Source organism: Serratia sp. H1w (genome assembly GCF_000633355.1).
Classification (GTDB): Bacteria; Pseudomonadota; Gammaproteobacteria; order Enterobacterales; family Enterobacteriaceae; genus Chania.
This window is the reverse complement of sequence record NZ_AYMQ01000041.1, coordinates 73,917-91,343: the sequence shown is the minus strand read 5'-3', so window position 1 is coordinate 91,343 and position 17,427 is coordinate 73,917. Positions and strand designations below refer to the sequence as shown.

The window sequence follows — 17,427 nt, the reverse complement described above, 5'->3', positions numbered from 1 at the left end:
ACGTTTTCACAGTGGCCCGGTTTTCCCACCGATGAAAGCAAAACAGCGGAGAGTACCATGCATAAATTCACTAAGGCGTTGGCGGTTATCGGTCTGACGGCGGTTATGTCACATTCGGCTGTAGCAGAGACCATGAAACTGGGCTTTTTGGTTAAACAGCCTGAAGAACCCTGGTTCCAGACCGAATGGAAATTTGCTGACAAAGCGGGTAAAGACCTGGGTTTTGAAGTGATCAAGATTGCCGTGCCAGACGGTGAGAAAACCCTCAATGCCATCGACAGCCTGGCGGCCAGCGGGGCCAAGGGATTTGTTATCTGTACCCCGGATCCCAAACTTGGCTCGGCGATTGTCGCCAAGGCGCGCAGCTACGACCTGAAAGTCATTGCGGTTGACGACCAATTTGTGAACGCCAAAGGCAAACCGATGGACAGCGTGCCGTTAGTGATGATGGCCGCCACCAAAATTGGTGAACGCCAAGGTGAAGAACTGTGGAAAGAGATGAACAAGCGCGGCTGGCAAGTGGCAGAGACCGGCGTCATGGCTATCACCTCTGATGAACTGGACACCGCACGCCGCCGTACCGGTGGCTCGATGGACGCGTTGAAGGCGGCGGGGTTCCCAGAAAAACAAATCTACAAGGTACCGACCAAATCCAACGATATCCCAGGGGCGTTCGATGCCGCCAACTCAATGCTGGTGCAGCATCCTGAAGTGAAAAACTGGCTGATCGTCGGCATGAACGACAATACCGTGCTGGGCGGCGTGCGTGCCACCGAAGGTCAGGGCTTTAAAGCGCCTAACGTGATCGGCATTGGCATCAACGGCGTTGATGCGGTGAGCGAACTCTCCAAGAAACAGGCCACCGGCTTCTATGGCTCGCTGCTGCCAAGCCCGGACATTCATGGCTACAAAAGCATCCAGATGCTGCATGACTGGGTAGAGAAAGGCGTGGAACCGCAGAAGTTTACCGAAGTGACCGACGTGGTGCTGATCACCCGCGACAACTTCCAGGTAGAACTACAGAAAAAAGGTCTGATGTAAGCAGTGTGCCGCCTGGTTCAAGCAGGCGGCCGTTTATCGCACAGCATTGAGGAAAGCACTATGACTGCCGTCACGCCCTATCTGGCATTCAAAGGCATTGGTAAAAGCTTCCCTGGCGTCAAAGCGCTGGATGATATCAGTTTCAGCTGTCAGGCCGGGCAGATCCACGCGCTGATGGGGGAAAACGGCGCGGGGAAATCGACGCTGCTGAAAATCCTCAGCGGCAATTACGCCCCAAGCCAAGGGGAAATTCACCTTCAGGGGCAAGCGATGCAGTTTGCCAACACCACCGATGCGTTGAACGCCGGGGTGGCGATTATCTACCAGGAACTGCATCTGGTACCGGAAATGACCGTGGCAGAGAACATCTATCTGGGCCAGTTGCCCACTAAATATGGCCTGGTCGATCGTCAACTGCTGCGTTATGAGTCCCGCTTGCAGTTGGAGCACCTCGGGTTGGATATCGACCCGGATACCCCGTTGAAGTATCTGTCGATTGGCCAGTGGCAGATGGTGGAGATTGCCAAGGCCTTGGCGCGTAACGCCAAAGTGATTGCGTTTGATGAACCGACCAGTTCGCTGTCGGCGCGTGAGATTGAACAACTGTTCCGGGTGATCCGCGAGCTGCGTGCCGAAGGCCGGGTGATCCTGTATGTCTCACACCGGATGGAGGAAATCTTCGCGTTGAGTGATGCCATTACCGTATTCAAGGATGGCCGCTATGTGCGCACCTTCGACGATATGCAGCAGGTCAACAATGAAGTGCTGGTGCAGGCGATGGTTGGCCGCGATCTCGGCGATGTGTATGGCTATCAGCCACGCGAGCTGGGGGAAGTGCGCTTGCAACTCAGCGCTTTGCAGGCCACTGGAGTGAAAACGCCGATCAGCCTTGACGTGCGTGCGGGTGAGATTGTCGGTCTGTTTGGCTTGGTGGGCGCCGGGCGTAGCGAATTGATGAAGGGGATCTTTGGCGCGACGCGGATCACCGCAGGTCAACTGACGCTGGATGGGCAGCCGCTCGATGTCCGTTCACCGATTGACGCAATCCGAGCGGGCGTGATGCTGTGCCCGGAAGATCGTAAGGCCGATGGCATCATTCCGGTGCATTCGGTGCGCGACAATATCAACATCAGCGCACGCCGCAAAAGCATCAAGGCGGGCTGCCTGATCGACAACGCCTGGGAAACCAGCAATGCCGATCACCACATTCGGGCGTTGAATATCAAAACCCCAAGTGCAGAACAACTGATCATGAATCTCTCCGGCGGCAATCAACAGAAGGCGATCCTGGGCCGCTGGTTGTCGGAAGAGATGAAGGTGATCCTGCTGGATGAGCCGACACGCGGCATCGACGTTGGTGCAAAGCACGAAATCTACCATGTGATTTATCAACTGGCGCAACAGGGCATTGCCGTACTGTTCGCTTCCAGCGACCTGCCCGAAGTGCTGGGGCTGGCGGATCGCATCATCGTGATGCGTGAAGGGGCGATTTCAGGCGAGTTGACCCACAGCGATGCCACTGAGGAAAAAGCCCTCAGCCTGGCGATGTTACGTACCCCCGATATCGCAGCGGCGATGGCCTGATTGTGAAGGAGCAAGAGATGTCGAGTATGACAACCAATTCTGTGAAAAACCGTGGCGGCTTTAGCCTGGCACGTATCTGGGACAGCTACGGTATGCTGGTGGTCTTCGCCGTGCTGTTTGTTGCCTGCGTGGTGTTTGTGCCAAATTTTGGCAGCTTTATCAATATGAAGGGCCTGGGGTTGGCGATCTCCATGTCCGGCATGGTGGCGTGTGGCATGTTGTTCTGCCTGGCGTCCGGCGATTTTGACCTGTCGGTTGCGTCGGTTATCGCTTGCGCTGGTGTTACCGCTGCTGTGGTGATCAACATGACCGAGAGCCTGTGGATCGGCGTGGCAGCCGGTTTGCTGCTGGGCGTGCTCTCTGGGCTGATCAATGGTTTTGTCATTGCCCGGCTGAAAATCAACGCGCTGATCACCACCTTGGCCACTATGCAAATCTTCCGCGGCTTGGCCTATATCATCTCCGACGGTAAAGCGGTGGGGATCGAAGACGAACGTTTCTTTGCGCTGGGTTATGCCAACTGGTTTGGGTTGCCTGCGCCGATCTGGATCACCATTGGTTGCCTGATCCTGTTCGGTTTCCTGCTCAATAAAACCACCTTTGGCCGTAATACCCTGGCTATCGGCGGCAACGAGGAAGCGGCCCGTTTGGCTGGGGTGCCGGTGGTGCGCACCAAGATCATCATCTTTGTGCTTTCCGGGCTGGTATCCGCCGCTGCGGGCATTATTCTGGCTTCGCGGATGACCAGCGGCCAGCCGATGACCTCCATCGGCTATGAGCTGATCGTGATCTCCGCTTGTGTGCTGGGCGGTGTTTCGCTCAAAGGCGGCATTGGCAAGATTTCTTACGTTATCGCCGGGATCCTGATCCTGGGGACGGTAGAAAACGCCATGAACCTGCTGAACATCTCGCCGTTCTCGCAGTATGTGGTGCGCGGCGTGATCCTGCTGGCGGCGGTGATTTTTGACCGCTACAAGCAAAAAGCCAAGAGCAGGGCGTAAAAGAGACATCACACTTTTACGATTAGCTTCAGCAGCATTTTACCGGATGGGTAAACTGGTTGTATTGATATGAAACGCAGAGGCTATTTTGTAGCACGGACAGTCCCCTCTCCCTTTGGGAGAGGGTTAGGGTGAGGGGTCCTAGTTTCAGGACCGTGACACGACACTTTTGGAGGCCAGATGTATCATCGCATGGTTCAGGAACCCCAACCGAACCCGTTGTTGCCGGGTTACACCTTTAACGCCTACCTGGTTGCCGGGCTGACGCCGATTATGGCGGACGGGCCGCTGGATTTCTTTATCGATCGCCCTGGCGGTATGAAGGGGTACATCCTCAACCTGACCATTAAAGGCCAGGGCAAGGTGTTTGACGGTGAGGAAACGCTTTACTGTAATCCAGGCGATCTGTTGCTGTTTCCACCCAAGGCGGCGCATAACTATGGCCGATCACCGGATAGCGACTGCTGGTATCACCGCTGGGTCTATTTCCGTCCGCGTGCCTACTGGGCGGACTGGCTGGAATGGCACAGCAAGGCGCATCAGGTGGGGCGTCTGACGTTGCCCAACAACCAACTGCTGACCGAGTTTGACCGGCTGTTTGCCAACATTGAGCAGACCCAGCGCTCCGGCCGCCGTTTTGCCGAAGAGATTGGTATGAATCTGCTTGAGCGTCTGCTGCTACGCGCAATGGAGGAAGATCCGCTCAGCCCGCAGAAGATTATGGATCCACGGGTGATTGAAGCCTGTCAGTTCATTACCGGCAATCTGGCAGGGGAACTGCGTATCGATGAGGTGGCACGCCACGTTTGCCTTTCGCCTTCACGGTTGGCACATCTGTTCCGGGATCAGGTTGGGATCAACATTCTGCGTTGGCGTGAGGATCAGCGGGTGATCCGCGCCAAACTGTTGCTGCAAACCACTCAGGAGTCGATTGCCACCATTGGTCGGGTGGTGGGTTACGACGATCAGCTCTATTTTTCACGGGTGTTTCGCAAGCGGGTGGGCGTCAGCCCGAGCGATTTCCGCCGCCGTAGCCTGGAGATCAACTATCCTGCGAACCATTTCCAGGAGCGGCCATTGGTTACCGCGGTCCGTTAGCTGAATTCCTCTGTAGGGGCGCAGCATGTTGCGCCCGCTTGGTTGCCTATCACGTATGCTTCGCTGTATTGCCGGTTTGTTATCAATCTGCATTTAGCGCTTGTTCCTGCCTGCATCATGGTGTCAAATCGAAGCCATCTCTAGTTCATCTTTTTCTAGCGGCAACACTCAGGGAGCAGGTTTTTCGTCCCAACTGACATGGACGTAGCATTTCAGCTGCCTGGAATTGATGCGTATATCGCCCTGCATGAGGAAACAAGATGTCTGAAACAATCCGCGTTGGCCTGGTGGGCTATGGTTACGCCAGCAAGACCTTTCATGCTCCGCTGATCGCGGGAACTCCCGGCATGGAGTTGGCCGCCGTTTCCAGCAGCGATGCCGGTAAAGTCCACGCCGACTGGCCGATGATGACGGTAGTCAGCGATCCGCAGGCATTGTTTAGCGATCCTTCGATTGACCTGATTGTGATCCCAACCCCCAACGATACCCACTTCCCGCTGGCGCAACAGGCGATGGCGGCAGGCAAACATGTGGTGGTGGACAAGCCCTTTACCGTGACACTGTCACAAGCGCAGCAGTTGCAACAACAGGCCGAACAGAGTGGACAGCTGCTTTCGGTGTTCCACAACCGCCGCTGGGACAGTGACTTCCTGACTTTAAAGGCGTTGCTGAAAGACGGCACGTTGGGCGAAGTCGTCTATTTTGAATCTCATTTCGATCGCTTCCGCCCGGAAGTGCGCCAGCGCTGGCGTGAGCAAGGTGGCGCAGGCAGCGGCATTTGGTACGATCTGGGGCCACATCTGATCGACCAGGCCTTGCAGCTGTTTGGCAAGCCACAAACGCTGTTTGTCGATCTCGGTGAGCTACGTCCAGGGTCACAATCGGTGGATTACTTCCATGCAGCGCTCAATTACGGTCATCGACGCGTGGTGCTGCATGGCACAGTACTGGCTGCGGCGGAAACGGCCCGTTACATTGTGCACGGCACCCAGGGGAGCTTTATCAAATATGGCCTGGATCCGCAGGAAGACCGTCTGAAAGCCGGTGAGCGTTTGCCGCAGGCCGACTGGGGCTATGATATGCGTGATGGTGTAGTGACGTTGTCACGTGATGGTTTGCTGGCGGAACAGCCGCTGTTGACCATACCGGGCAATTACCCGGCGTATTACGCCGCCATTCGCGATGCCATTTCCGGTATTGGTGCCAATCCAGTCCCGGCCAGCGATGCAATCAAGGTCATGGAAATGATCGAGCTGGGCATCGAATCGGCCAAACAACAAAAAGCGCTGCCGGTAGTTTAACGTAGGGGCGCCGCATGCTGCGCCCATGTTCCATCGTAGGGGGCGCTGCATGCGGCGCCCGTTAAGCTTTTAATGGCAAGGAATAGTGCAGGATGTCCTGGTTGCAACGTCTACGTATCGACAAGTTCTTACTGGTTTTGCTGATGGTGGTGCTGTTGGCCTCGTTGTTTCCCTGTGAAGGGATTTGGCAGACCTTCTTCGAACATTTAACCACTGCGGCGATAGCCTTACTGTTCTTTATGCATGGGGCCAAGCTTTCCCGCGAGGCGATCGTGGCCGGGATGAGCCACTGGAAGCTGCACCTGGTGGTATTTCTCAGCACCTTCGCGCTCTTCCCGCTGTTAGGGTTGTCGATGAACCTGCTGGTGCCGGGCTTGATGACGCCTACCGTCTATCTAGGGTTCCTCTATCTGTGCGCTCTGCCTGCCACGGTGCAATCAGCAATTGCGTTTACCTCTGCTGCCGGAGGGAACGTAGCGGCGGCGATCTGTAGCGCTTCGGCATCCAGCATTCTGGGGGTATTCCTGTCTCCGCTGTTGGTTGGTGCGTTGATGCATACGCAGGAAGGCAATACCGACGTACTACATGCCATCGGGGCGATTATTCTGCAACTGATGGTGCCGTTTGTGATTGGTCATCTGGCGCGTCCGCTGATTGGCAAATGGATCGATCGCCATCGTAAACTGATTAACCTCACCGACCGCTCCTCGATCCTGCTTGTAGTGTATACCGCGTTCAGCGCGGCGGTGGTTGAAGGGATTTGGCACACTATTGACGGTTGGTCGCTGCTGACGATCCTGGTGATGTCACTGGTGCTGCTGACGGTGGTGCTAATCATCAATACCTATAGCGCACGCTGGCTGGGCTTTGATACTGCCGATGAAATCACTATCGTGTTCTGCGGTTCGAAAAAGAGCCTGGCCAACGGTATTCCGATGGCTAACGTGCTATTTCCGGCCGCCGCCGTTGGGGCGATGGTATTACCCCTGATGATCTTCCATCAGGTACAGCTGATGGTGTGTGCGGTACTGGCGCAGCGCTATGCGCGCAAAACTGCCCAGCAGCAGGCTGCGGTCAATAATTAACGTCACAGACAGGGAAACCTATGAGTAGGGTTGTCGAGATATTGCAGTACCGGCTACAGGCCGGAAGTGGTGAGCGTTTTCACCACATCATGCAGCATGATAGCGTGCCGTTGCATCAGGCGGCAGGGATTAAGGTACTTGAGTTTGGTGTTTCGCTACACGACCCCGATGCCTATTACCTGCTGCGGCGGTTTGATGGCATGGCGGAGATGGAGCAGGGATTACATGACTTCTACCGTAGCCAAGCCTGGCTGACAGGGCCACGTACGGAGATTGTGGCGCTGATTGAGGAGAGCCACCGGGTGGTATTACCGTATCAACCTTGAGATACAGGCTCAGTGACCCACAAGGCCACTGAGCCTGCTGATGGCCTTAGTTAAGCACTTTTACGCGCAACGCCTGCTTTTCTTGCTCGCTGAGGAAGGCCATCTTCAGACCATTTTCCTGCGCGGTACGGATTTCCTGCGGCGTTAACCCGGCCTGCGGGGCTGCCACGCGGTATTCGTGCTCGATCTCGATGCCCTGCACGGCCGGATCGTCGGTATTGATCGAGGCTACCACGCCATGACGCAGGAAGGTGGCCAGCGGATGTTGTGCCAGCGAAGCGACGGTGCTGGTCTGGATATTTGAAGTCAGGCACGACTCAACGCCGATGGCATGTTCTGCCAGGAAATCCATCAGTGCCGGATCTTCGACCGCTTTAACCCCGTGGCCGATACGTTCGGCACCCAATTCGCGGATTGCCTGCCAGATACTTTCAGGGCCAGCGGCTTCACCGGCATGCACGGTAATGCGCAGGCCAGCATCGCGGGCACGATTGAAATGGCTGAGGAACAGGCTGCCAGGGAAGCCCAGTTCATCACCGGCCAGATCCAGCGCGGTAATGCCATCGCGGTGGGCCAATAAGGCGTCCAACTCTTGCAGGCAGGCTGCTTCGCCGAACGTACGGCTCATGATACCAATCAGGCGCACGTCAATATCGCGATCGCGGCATCCTGAGCGAATACCGTCAATCACCGCTTCCACCACGCCAGCGACCGGCAACTGATGCTTCATTGCCATGTAGTACGGGGAGAAGCGCAGTTCGGCGTAGTGCAACCCGGCGTTGGCCGCATCTTCCACGTTTTCATAGGCCACGCGACGGCAGGCATCCAAATCGCCCAACACCGCCACGCCCCAATCCAGCTTTTGCAGGAAGCTCATCAGATCCGGTTCGGCATGGGTGATTTGTACGTGCGGCAGCAGGGCGGCAAGCTCGTTGGCAGGCAGAGTCAGATTAAACTGGCGGCCCAGTTCCAGAATGGTTTGCGCGCGGATGTTACCGTCCAGGTGACGGTGAATATCGGTGAGGGGTAAACGGCGGTCAATCATGATGGGCACTCGTTATTGTTGTTTAGATTAAGTGCAGAGCAGTATAAAAACAAATGGATGAAAATAGCCATTGAGTTGCATAAAAAAGTGATGTTTATCACATTAAATTGCGATGCCGATCGCGGTTTCAGACAATGCTGAGTGGGATGGATGGTCCCACGCAGCCATCAAGCCCTGATTACGCTCACTCCTGCCAGTTGCAGTGGCTCAATCAAGGCGTTATCGGTATCACCTTCCACGATGATCGTCTGTGCCAGGGTCAGTTCACCAATGGCATATTGCGAAGCCGCATTCAGCTTGGCGGCAGAGGCCAACACCACGGTTTCTGCCGCTCGTGCGGCTAATGCACGCTTGATATAGGCTTCCTCAAGGTCACCCGTGCTCAACCCGGCAACGGGATGTACCCCGGTGACCCCCATAAAGTAAATGTCTGCACGAATATGCGACATGGCTTCTACCGCAGCGGCGCCCACGCAGACGATGGAATGTTTGTACAAGCGGCCACCGATCATGATGACCTCAATATTGGGATAGTCGACCAAACCCACTGCGACGCTTGGGCTGTGGGTCACAAAGGTTGCCTGCAAATTGCGCGGTAGATGCCGAACCAGTTCGGCAGAAGTGGTACCACCGTCCAGCATCACCACTTGCCCGGGCATAATCATGGCGACCGCCGCCTTGGCGATGGCGGTTTTGGCGGAGGATTCCAAGGTATTTCTTTCGGCAAAGCTGGCAATCGCGGATGAAACCGGTAGGGCGCCGCCATGGACCCGCTGTAATAACCCTTCGTTGTCTAACTCCCGCAGATCCCGTCGTAAGGTATCTTCGGAAAGCCCAAACAACTCACTCAGTTGCTTGGCGACAACCTGTCCATCCTGAGCCAGTTTTTCCAGAATGATCTTTTTGCGTTGGCTGGTAAGCATGGGGGATCCCTCGTGATTGTTGATGCATGAATTATCTTGATCATACACGAAACTGCACGATATTATCACTCTTCCTTCCGGCCATAACGAGATTAAGCAGATGGTGACCACCAAAACCAAAGATCGAGTGCGTATTGTTGCCAGCCAGGTGTTATCTGATGATTGGTATGTGCTGAAAAAAACCACCTTTGATTTCCTGCGGCGCAATGGCCAATGGCAACGGCAAAGCCGTGAAACCTACGATCGGGGCGATGGGGCAACCATCCTGTTATTTAATCGTCAACAGCAGACGGTGGTGCTGACGCGCCAGTTCCGTTTCCCGGTGTTCGTCAATGGCCACGACGGCATGCTGATCGAAGCCGCTGCCGGATTACTTGATAACGCCTCCCCGGAAGCCCGTATTCGGGCCGAGGCGGAAGAGGAAACCGGCTATTCCGTGCAAAACGTGCATAAGGTGTTTGAGGCCTACATGAGTCCGGGGTCGGTCACTGAAAAACTGCACTTTTTTATTGGCGAATACGATGCGCAAAGCAAAGTGGCCGCCGGTGGTGGCATTGAAGCGGAAGGAGAGGATCTGGAAGTGCTTGAAATACCGCTTGCAGAGGCACTGGATGCGATGAGTCAGGGCGTTATCGTCGATGCCAAAACCATCATGCTGCTGCAATTCGTGGCGTTGAACCGTACGCTGGAAAGATGAGATATCAACCAGGGGCGCAATGCCCCTGGCGTTCAACGTTATTTATCAGCCAAGACAAACTGCAACGCGGCAATCAGCTTATCCATCCCGGCTTCAACCTTGCTGCGTGGGCAGCCGACGTTCAGACGCAGGAAACCGCGCCCTTCTTCGCCGTAGGTGAAGCCTGGCATGATGGCGACTTTCTCCCGCTCGATCAGCACCTGTTGGAGTTGTTGGTCATCAATGCCCAATGGGCGAATGTCGATCCACGCCAGATAGGTGGCCTGCGGTGGCTGCCAGTTTAGCTGCGGCAACGCCTGATTGAGGCGCTCGGCCACGTAGGTCAGGTTATCTTGCAGATAGTCGCGCAGGGCGTCCAGCCAAGGTTCGCCGTGACGGTAGGCTGCAATATGGGCCGCTACCGCCAGCACTGCCGGGGAGGATAGGCCATCGCGGCTTTTTAGCGCCTGAACGTAGCTGTCACGGGTGCTGTCATCGCTGATGATGCCATAGGCACCGGTGAGCGCTGGAATGTTGAAGGTTTTTGAACCAGAAGTCAGCAACGCCCACGGGGTTGTCGCCACCAGGCTCCATGGCGTGTGGCGATGCTCACCCCACACCATATCCATATGGATCTCATCGCTGATCACCTTCACGTCATGGCGTTCACAGAGTTCTGCCATCTGCTCCAGTTCTTGCTGGGTCCACACCTTGCCAGTAGGGTTCTGCGGGCTGCACAGCAGCAGGATCTTGGTTTGTGGCCGGGCCAGCAGGGCTTCCAGATGGGCCATATCGCACTGCCAGTCGTTATCCACTTTGTGCAGCGGGCAAGGTAGAACCTGGCGCTGATTACCCAGGATCACCTTATAGAACGCATCATAGGCCGGGGTATGGGTGACCACGTATTCACCCGGAGCCGACCAGATGCGCACCAACTGCGCTACCATGTAAATTACCGAAGGGCCATAGACGGCCTTGGTGGTATCGATAGGGGCATTGAAACGTTGTTGATACCAATGGCGCACCGCGCCAAGAAAGTCTTCATGCTGCCAGCGGCTGTAGCCCAGTACGCCGTGTTGCAGGCGCTGTTGCAGGGCTTCAAGAATGCAGGGGGCGGTGGCGAAATCCATATCGGAAATGGTGAAAGGCAGCAGGTCTGCGGTGCCAAACCGGTCGGCGATATAGTCCCACTGGGTGCACCAGGTACCGTGACGATCTACCGGGGTAGAAAAATCAAACATGTGAAACTCCGAACAAGGGCGCAGCAGGCTGCGCCCGGGGGGAAGGTTATGCGGTGGCCATCAGCGATTCTAACTCATCTTTCACCGATTGTACCTGCGGGCCGATCACCACTTGCAGGTTATGGTCATTAAGATGAACGACACCGATCGCCCGGTTGGCTTTCAGCAGTGCGTCATCCACCTTGCTCATGTCGTTAACCGACATACGCAGACGGGTAATACAGTTATCCAGCGAGACGATGTTCTCTTTACCGCCCAACGCCGCCAGGATAGCAGGCACGTTATAGCCGGACTTACCTACGGCGCCGATAGGAGCGCTCTGTGTCGCGGTAGTTTCAGTCTCACGCCCCGGCGTTTTAATGTTCCAACGCTGGATGGCGAAACGGAAGATCGCATAGTAGGCAACAAACCAGATGGCGGCCACCAACGGTACCAGATACCACTTGGTTGCGGTGCCGTGCAGGATGCCAAATACCACGAAGTCGATGATGTTACCGTCGGTGTTACCGATGGTGACGCCCAACAGTGCCATCACGGTAAAGCCCAGGCCAGTCAGGATGGCGTGGATCAGATACAGGAACGGGGCGACAAACAGGAACAGGAATTCGATCGGTTCGGTGGTGCCGCCGACCACACAGGCAACCACACCGGAAATCAGCAGCCCTTTGATCTTGTGACGGTTCTCTGGTTTGGCACAGTGGTACATGGCCAACGCCGCACCTGGCAGACCGCCGAGGAAGGCTGGCATTTTACCCTGTGACAGGAAGCGAGTGGCGCTTTCGGCAAAGCCGTGGGTGGTAGGGCAAGAGAGCTGTGCCTGGAAGATGGTCAAGGCACCGCTGACTTCGCGGCCACAGACGTCCAGCGTACCGCCGGCTTCGGTAAAGCGGATCAGCGCCACCAGAATGTGGTGCAGACCAAACGGCAGCAGCAGGCGCTCACCGGAACCGAAAATCATCGGCCCAAATATGCCTGCTCCGTTGATCATTCGTCCCAAACCGTTAATACCGGCAGCGAACCAAGGCCAGATCAGCGGAATGATCAGGCCGCACAGGCCCAGCACCACGGTGGTGACGATTGGCACGAAGCGGGTACCGCCGAAGAACGCCAGCGCATCCGGCAGACGGATGGTGTTGAAACGCTCATGCAGCAGGTAAACGATGATCCCGACGATCACCGCACCGAGGATGCCGGTATCGATAGACTGAATACCCAGGATGTTCTGGATGTTGTTGGCTTTCAGCACCAGCGGATCGACGGTAGGCAGCACACCTGAAGTGGTCAGGTAGAAGTTGGTCGCCAGGTTCAGCACGGCAAAGCCGACAAAACCCGAGAAGGCGGCCACGCCTTTGTTCTCACGCGCCATCCCCAGCGGAATGGCAATGGCGAACATCACCGGCAGGAAGCTGAAGGCAAAGGAACCGATCTTGCTCATCCAGGTGAACAGCAGTTGGAAGGCCGGATGACCAATGAAAGGCAGCAGGGTGATCACGTCACGGCTGCTGAGCGAGCTACCGATCCCCAGCATGATGCCGCAGAATGAAAGCAGTGCGACGGGCAACATAAAAGTCTTGCCCAGGCTTTGGAAAAATTCCCAAAGCGTAATTTTTTGTTTTTTAGACGCTGCCATAACCGACGACTCCTGGCGAAAAAGCATGCAATGTTGTGTGTACCCGATTAGGTAAAAATAAGATAAAACGTTTTACCTAGTAAAAATGCGTCGCTAATCACAATTATGAACAGCGCTTTGCGGCGACAATACGAAAGGCGGTAAATCGTTTTACTGCATTGATAGATTCGGTATACCATTTGTTATCAGGGTGAAGCCCGCTCTGATAGGGCATTGCAGAGGTTATTCCCATCAAAAAAATCACTATCACTGACGTCGCACAGTTGGCAGGCGTTTCCGTCACCACCGTTTCTCTGGTATTGAGCGGTAAAGGTCGTATTTCTCCCACCACCATGACCCGTGTGAATCAGGCGATCGAACAGCTTGGCTATGTCCGTAATCGTCAGGCTGCCACGCTGCGCGGTGGTGAGTCAGGGGTGGTCGGGCTAATCCTGCGTGATATCTGTGAGCCGTTTTATGCCGAGATGACCGCCGGGGTCAGTGAGATACTGGAAGCCAATGGCAAAGTGCTGTTTCTGACCCAAAGCGGGCGTGAAGGCAAAGGGCTGATGCGCTGCTTTGATATGCTGCTGGAACATGGTGTTGATGGCATGGTGCTGGCGGGGGGAGTTCGTACCGCAAAAGGGCTGAAAGAAAAAGCCGAAGCTCAGGGGGTGCCGCTGGTCTGTGCCGCGCGCTCCAATGGCTTGGAAGGTGTAGACGTGGTGCGGCCCGATAATATGCAGGCGGCGAAAATGGCCACCGAATTTCTGATCAAACGCGGTCATAGCCAGATTGCCTACCTCGGTGGGCAAAGCGATTCGCTAACCCGTGCCGAACGTCTGGGGGGATTTTGCGCCACCCTGGTGCAATACGGGTTGCCATTCCGTTCTGAGTGGATCGTCGAATGCGATTGTCATCAACGTGCGGCCGCTGAAGCCGCTGAAAACCTGTTGCGTCAATATCCAAATATCAGTGCGTTGGTGTGCCATAAAGCCTCGGTAGCGTTGGGGGCCTATTTTGGCATTGTGCGCAGTGGCCGCAGTATTGGCTCGGAAGGGATGGACAGTTTCTACGGGCAACAGGTGGCGCTGATCGGTTTTGGCGATGTGCCGGAGGCCGAACTGACCGAACCTCCTCTGACCTTTATTTCCAGCTCTGCCCGTGAAGTTGGGCGCAGTGCCGCATTACGGCTGTTGCAACGTATTAGCGACGATTCCCTCGCACCGCAGAATGTGATCTTGTCGCCTGAACTGATCAAACGAGGATCGGCCTGATCTGCTGCTCGCACTTTTCCGTCTTTTAAATAATGATAAGAGTCGTACACTGGTCTAATTCCCCTCACCCCAACCCTCTCCCGATATACAACCGGATATGTCATACATCCTTGTTAGGGGGAGAGGGAGCCCGTCTTGAACCGCAGTCAGGTGCAGGAGTCAAAATGTAGCACATTCAGTTCCCTCTCCTTCTGGGAGAGGGTTAGGGTGAGGGGGCATTACTCCACTGGCTTCAATATGTTAAGAAGGGAAGACTCATGCAGCAGACATTGACACAACGGATAGAAGCAGTGAATCAACAGGCGATCGCCGAAGGGCGGATCGTGGGCAGCGTGGTGCTGGTGGCACAACGGGGGGAGCTGATTTACGCCGGCGCCAGCGGTTATGCCGATCGTGAGCAGCGGCGGCCGATGCAGCGTAACAGCCAGTTCCGCCTGTCGTCGGTCTCCAAGCCGTACATCACTCTGGCGGCCATGCGCATGATAGAACAGCAACTGCTGAGTCTGGACGATGTCGTTAGCCGATGGCTGCCGTGGTTTACTCCCGAGTTGCCCGATGGACGGCGGCCAGCGATCGCTATTCGTCATTTGTTAACCCACACCGCCGGGTTGGATTACCGTTTCAATCAGCCGGAAGGTGGGATCTATCAGCGACTGGGGATCCAGGATGGTATGGAACAAACCTCGCTCACGCTGGAGCAAAATCTGCGTCGGTTGGTGCAGGCTCCGTTACAGGCAGAGCCGGGGAGCGTCTTTTGGTTACTCGCTGGCGATCGACGTATTAGGTGCGGTGCTGGAGCAGGTCGCTGGTATGCCGTTACCGCAGCTGTTTGAACGCTGGGTTGGCCAGCCTTTAGGGCTTGGGAACACCGGTTTTTATACACAGGACGCCGATAATCTGGCGACGGCTTATTACGATAGCGAACCACAACCGGCAGTGATGTACGACGGTCTGCGGCAAACGCTTCCCGAGGGGGTTGGTTTTGCTGCGGAATTTGCGCCTTCGCGCGCGCTCGATTGCGATGCTTACCCCTCGGCTGGCGCGGGTATGGTTGGGGACGCTGACGACGTGCTACGTCTGGTCGAAACGCTGCGTAGCGGCTGCGACGGGATTTTGCAGCCGGAAACCGCTGCATTGATGCGTCAGCCTCATGTTGGCGCGCAGGCAGAAACTCAGGGGCCGGGTTGGGGCTTTGGTTTTGGTGGCGCGCTGCTGGTGGATGCCGAGTTGGCGGCAACGCCGCAGAATAACGGTACCCTACAGTGGGGGGGCGTATATGGTCACACCTGGTTTTACGATCCGGTTGCACAGATGAGCGTGATCGTATTGACCAACACCGCCTTTGAGGGGTTGAGCGGTTTATACCCCGTACAGATCCGCGATGCGGTCTATGGCCAATGAAGGAGGGCCCCCAGGCTGGGCCCCTAGGGTGGCTAATTTCACCAAACTCCGGCCGTTGAACCGCCATCCACCGGTAATATTGTGCCGGTCACGAAGGAGGCATCGGTCAGATATAATACCGCCTCGGCAACGTCCTGCGGTTCACCGATCCGTTGGACTGGAGCCATAGACTGTAGCGCTTCACGTGCCTGTAAATTATCCGCGTGCATTGGGGTGGCGATGACTCCTGGGGCAACGGCATTCACCATGATATTGTGCGGGGCCAGTTCAATCGCCAACGCCTTCACCGCCTGATTCAAGCCGCCTTTAGTCAGGACTGGCAATAGCGCTGGCAGGTTGGCGTTAGGCTGCATACCAATCGCTGCCGTAACCGCGACAATATGGCCACCACCGTGCTGCATCATATGCTTAGCGGCTGCCTGCGCGGGATAGATAAAACCGCGCAGATTGATATCCAACATGCGGGTAATATCCACTTCCGCATAGTCAGTCAGTGGCTTGGCAATAAATATTCCCGCATTGATGATCAGAATGTCTACCCGTAAGCCATGCTGTTCGGCATAGCCGAACAGGCGTTCAGACGTTGCCGATAATGAAATATCACCGGCAACACCATGGAATCCGGCGGGGTTTCCCAGATTGTCGGCAGCCCTGTCCAGGCTTGCTTGCGTCGAGGCATTACCGATAACGTGATAACCCCGCTTAAGATAAGCGTTGGCGATAGCGAACCCCAGACCACTGGATGCCCCGGTGACAATAACGGTTTTTGTCGTGTTGTTCATGTTGTTCTCCGCTGAAAATGAGTAAGTAGTGTTGATTGAGCGCCACTTTACCGTTGCCGCGCCTAGGGAAAAATATGCAATAATTAACTTCAGTAATTACATCATGTAATAAATGGAACCGATCTTGATGAACCAGAAGCTCAGCGAAATTCAGCTAGGCAGTTTGGAGCTGTTTTGTCTGACGGCAGAAACCGGGAGTTTTACCGCTGCGGCCACGCTGGCTGCGCTTACTCCAGCAGCAGTCAGCCGTGCGGTTGCCAGATTAGAGGCTCGTTTGGGGGCAAAGTTGTTGCTCAGAACCACGCGTAGTATGCGATTGACCAGCGAGGGGGAGCAGTACTATTTGCGGTGCAGGCAGGCATTGAATCAGCTTAATGACGCCGAAAAACAGTTGGCGCAAGAGCAGGAGCTACCTGCCGGTTTATTAACGATCAGCGTTCCCACCCCCTATGCCCATTACCGCCTATTGCCACGGTTGCCCGCTTTCCGCCGCCTTTACCCTGAGGTGACTTTAGATATCCATGTCAGTAATCATAATGTCGATCTGACCGCCCAAGGCTACGATTTGGCCATTCGTGGCAATCATTTACCGGATTCGGAATTGGTTGCCCGCAAGCTGGAAGACGCAGCCTTATGCGTGGTGGCCGCACCGGAGTATCTTGCCCAGTACGGCACTCCAACAACGCCGGAGGAGTTAAAACACCATGAGTGCATTCAGTTTGAATTGCCTGGGTCCGGGCGATTGATCCCTTGGGAATTTATGCTGTTCGGCCAAACGGTACATTTGGATATTCAAGGTGGCGTGGTGTGTCGCGATGACTTCTTATCAACCTTGACGTTGGCCAAAGCCGGGGGCGGATTGATGCAGGTTTACCGTTTTACTGTAGCAACGGAGTTGGCTGAGGGAAAACTGATTGAGGTACTGACAGACTATGATGGCGTGACGCGTCCCTTTTATATGCTGACGCCTTACTCACGCTATCAACCGTCCCGGCTGAAGGCATTGATACAGTTTCTGGTGGGTCTCACTGCATAGG

General features: G+C 55.6%; 15 protein-coding genes and 1 pseudogene. 11 read left to right on the top strand and 5 right to left on the bottom strand.

The window, feature by feature from the left end; genetic code table 11:
• Positions 1 to 57 precede the first annotated feature (57 nt).
• The 7 genes from U869_RS0107835 to U869_RS0107805 all read left to right on the top strand — a co-directional run bounded on the left by U869_RS0107835 (position 58) and on the right by U869_RS0107805 (position 7,436).
• Positions 58 to 1,041 carry an arabinose ABC transporter substrate-binding protein gene (locus U869_RS0107835; RefSeq protein WP_025118899.1) on the top strand — a complete coding sequence of 328 codons (984 nt, stop codon included), beginning with the start codon at positions 58 to 60 and terminating at the stop codon, positions 1,039 to 1,041.
• A 60-nt stretch (positions 1,042 to 1,101) separates the two neighbouring features.
• Positions 1,102 to 2,625 carry an L-arabinose ABC transporter ATP-binding protein AraG gene (gene araG, locus U869_RS0107830; RefSeq protein WP_025118898.1) on the top strand — a complete coding sequence of 508 codons (1,524 nt, stop codon included), beginning with the start codon at positions 1,102 to 1,104 and terminating at the stop codon, positions 2,623 to 2,625.
• A 17-nt stretch (positions 2,626 to 2,642) separates the two neighbouring features.
• Complete coding sequence (gene araH / locus U869_RS0107825) at positions 2,643 to 3,626, top strand: L-arabinose ABC transporter permease AraH (protein ID WP_025118897.1); 984 nt, start codon at positions 2,643 to 2,645, stop codon at positions 3,624 to 3,626.
• A gap of 180 nt (positions 3,627 to 3,806) precedes the next feature.
• Positions 3,807 to 4,724 carry an arabinose operon transcriptional regulator AraC gene (araC, locus tag U869_RS0107820; RefSeq protein WP_025118896.1) on the top strand — a complete coding sequence of 306 codons (918 nt, stop codon included), beginning with the start codon at positions 3,807 to 3,809 and terminating at the stop codon, positions 4,722 to 4,724.
• Positions 4,725 to 4,984: 260 nt separating this feature from the next.
• Complete coding sequence (locus tag U869_RS0107815) at positions 4,985 to 6,025, top strand: oxidoreductase (protein WP_025118895.1); 1,041 nt, start codon at positions 4,985 to 4,987, stop codon at positions 6,023 to 6,025.
• Positions 6,026 to 6,117: 92 nt separating this feature from the next.
• Positions 6,118 to 7,110: a bile acid:sodium symporter family protein gene (locus U869_RS0107810; protein ID WP_025118894.1), complete on the top strand. Its 993-nt coding sequence runs from the start codon at positions 6,118 to 6,120 to the stop codon at positions 7,108 to 7,110.
• 20 nt (positions 7,111 to 7,130) lie between these two features.
• Entirely contained in the window at positions 7,131 to 7,436 is a 306-nt protein-coding gene (locus tag U869_RS0107805) for a hypothetical protein (RefSeq protein WP_025118893.1), read from the top strand.
• Positions 7,437 to 7,482: 46 nt separating this feature from the next.
• Here the strand turns inward: U869_RS0107805 and add are convergent, their stop codons facing one another.
• Together add and U869_RS0107795 are read right to left on the bottom strand one after the other, a co-directional pair.
• Positions 7,483 to 8,481, bottom strand: a complete 999-nt coding sequence (add, locus tag U869_RS0107800; RefSeq protein ID WP_025118892.1) for an adenosine deaminase — start codon at positions 8,479 to 8,481, stop codon at positions 7,483 to 7,485.
• Positions 8,482 to 8,648: 167 nt separating this feature from the next.
• Positions 8,649 to 9,404 (bottom strand): DeoR/GlpR family DNA-binding transcription regulator, encoded by a 756-nt coding sequence (locus tag U869_RS0107795; protein ID WP_025118891.1) that lies wholly within the window; start codon positions 9,402 to 9,404, stop codon positions 8,649 to 8,651.
• Positions 9,405 to 9,504: 100 nt separating this feature from the next.
• Here U869_RS0107795 and U869_RS0107790 point away from each other — a divergent pair, with 100 nt between their 5' ends.
• Positions 9,505 to 10,101, top strand: coding sequence for an NUDIX domain-containing protein (locus U869_RS0107790; RefSeq protein ID WP_025118890.1), 597 nt, complete (start codon positions 9,505 to 9,507; stop codon positions 10,099 to 10,101).
• A 38-nt stretch (positions 10,102 to 10,139) separates the two neighbouring features.
• Here U869_RS0107790 and U869_RS0107785 read toward each other — a convergent pair whose 3' ends face one another.
• Both U869_RS0107785 and malX read right to left on the bottom strand, forming a co-directional pair.
• Positions 10,140 to 11,321, bottom strand: a complete 1,182-nt coding sequence (locus U869_RS0107785; RefSeq protein WP_025118889.1) for a MalY/PatB family protein — start codon at positions 11,319 to 11,321, stop codon at positions 10,140 to 10,142.
• Between the two features lie 46 nt (positions 11,322 to 11,367).
• On the bottom strand, positions 11,368 to 12,951 hold the full coding sequence (gene malX / locus U869_RS0107780; RefSeq protein ID WP_029987191.1) for a maltose/glucose-specific PTS transporter subunit IIBC: 1,584 nt from the start codon (positions 12,949 to 12,951) through the stop codon (positions 11,368 to 11,370).
• Positions 12,952 to 13,175: 224 nt separating this feature from the next.
• On the opposite strand from malX, the gene U869_RS0107775 reads away from it, so the two are divergent.
• Positions 13,176 to 14,207: a Mal regulon transcriptional regulator MalI gene (locus U869_RS0107775; protein WP_025118888.1), complete on the top strand. Its 1,032-nt coding sequence runs from the start codon at positions 13,176 to 13,178 to the stop codon at positions 14,205 to 14,207.
• Between the two features lie 257 nt (positions 14,208 to 14,464).
• Positions 14,465 to 15,608 (top strand): annotated as a pseudogene (locus U869_RS29275) (serine hydrolase domain-containing protein).
• Positions 15,609 to 15,646: 38 nt separating this feature from the next.
• Here U869_RS29275 and U869_RS0107765 read toward each other — a convergent pair.
• On the bottom strand, positions 15,647 to 16,390 hold the full coding sequence (locus U869_RS0107765) for an SDR family NAD(P)-dependent oxidoreductase (protein ID WP_025118887.1): 744 nt from the start codon (positions 16,388 to 16,390) through the stop codon (positions 15,647 to 15,649).
• Positions 16,391 to 16,517: 127 nt separating this feature from the next.
• Between U869_RS0107765 and U869_RS0107760 the strand changes: the two genes are divergently transcribed.
• On the top strand, positions 16,518 to 17,426 hold the full coding sequence (locus tag U869_RS0107760; RefSeq protein WP_025118886.1) for a LysR family transcriptional regulator: 909 nt from the start codon (positions 16,518 to 16,520) through the stop codon (positions 17,424 to 17,426).
• The last annotated feature ends 1 nt before the right edge of the window (position 17,427 follow it).

Coding starts and splice junctions, on each gene's coding strand:
- araC (WP_025118896.1), top strand. CDS start 3,807: ATGTATCATCGCATGGTTCAGGAACCCCAACCGAACCCGTTGTTGCCG.
- add (WP_025118892.1), bottom strand. CDS start 8,481: ATGATTGACCGCCGTTTACCCCTCACCGATATTCACCGTCACCTGGAC.
- U869_RS0107790 (WP_025118890.1), top strand. CDS start 9,505: ATGGTGACCACCAAAACCAAAGATCGAGTGCGTATTGTTGCCAGCCAG.
- U869_RS0107805 (WP_025118893.1), top strand. CDS start 7,131: ATGAGTAGGGTTGTCGAGATATTGCAGTACCGGCTACAGGCCGGAAGT.
- U869_RS0107815 (WP_025118895.1), top strand. CDS start 4,985: ATGTCTGAAACAATCCGCGTTGGCCTGGTGGGCTATGGTTACGCCAGC.
- araG (WP_025118898.1), top strand. CDS start 1,102: ATGACTGCCGTCACGCCCTATCTGGCATTCAAAGGCATTGGTAAAAGC.
- U869_RS0107765 (WP_025118887.1), bottom strand. CDS start 16,390: ATGAACAACACGACAAAAACCGTTATTGTCACCGGGGCATCCAGTGGT.
- araH (WP_025118897.1), top strand. CDS start 2,643: ATGTCGAGTATGACAACCAATTCTGTGAAAAACCGTGGCGGCTTTAGC.
- malX (WP_029987191.1), bottom strand. CDS start 12,951: ATGGCAGCGTCTAAAAAACAAAAAATTACGCTTTGGGAATTTTTCCAA.
- U869_RS0107760 (WP_025118886.1), top strand. CDS start 16,518: ATGAACCAGAAGCTCAGCGAAATTCAGCTAGGCAGTTTGGAGCTGTTT.
- U869_RS0107795 (WP_025118891.1), bottom strand. CDS start 9,404: ATGCTTACCAGCCAACGCAAAAAGATCATTCTGGAAAAACTGGCTCAG.
- U869_RS0107835 (WP_025118899.1), top strand. CDS start 58: ATGCATAAATTCACTAAGGCGTTGGCGGTTATCGGTCTGACGGCGGTT.
- U869_RS0107785 (WP_025118889.1), bottom strand. CDS start 11,321: ATGTTTGATTTTTCTACCCCGGTAGATCGTCACGGTACCTGGTGCACC.
- U869_RS0107810 (WP_025118894.1), top strand. CDS start 6,118: ATGTCCTGGTTGCAACGTCTACGTATCGACAAGTTCTTACTGGTTTTG.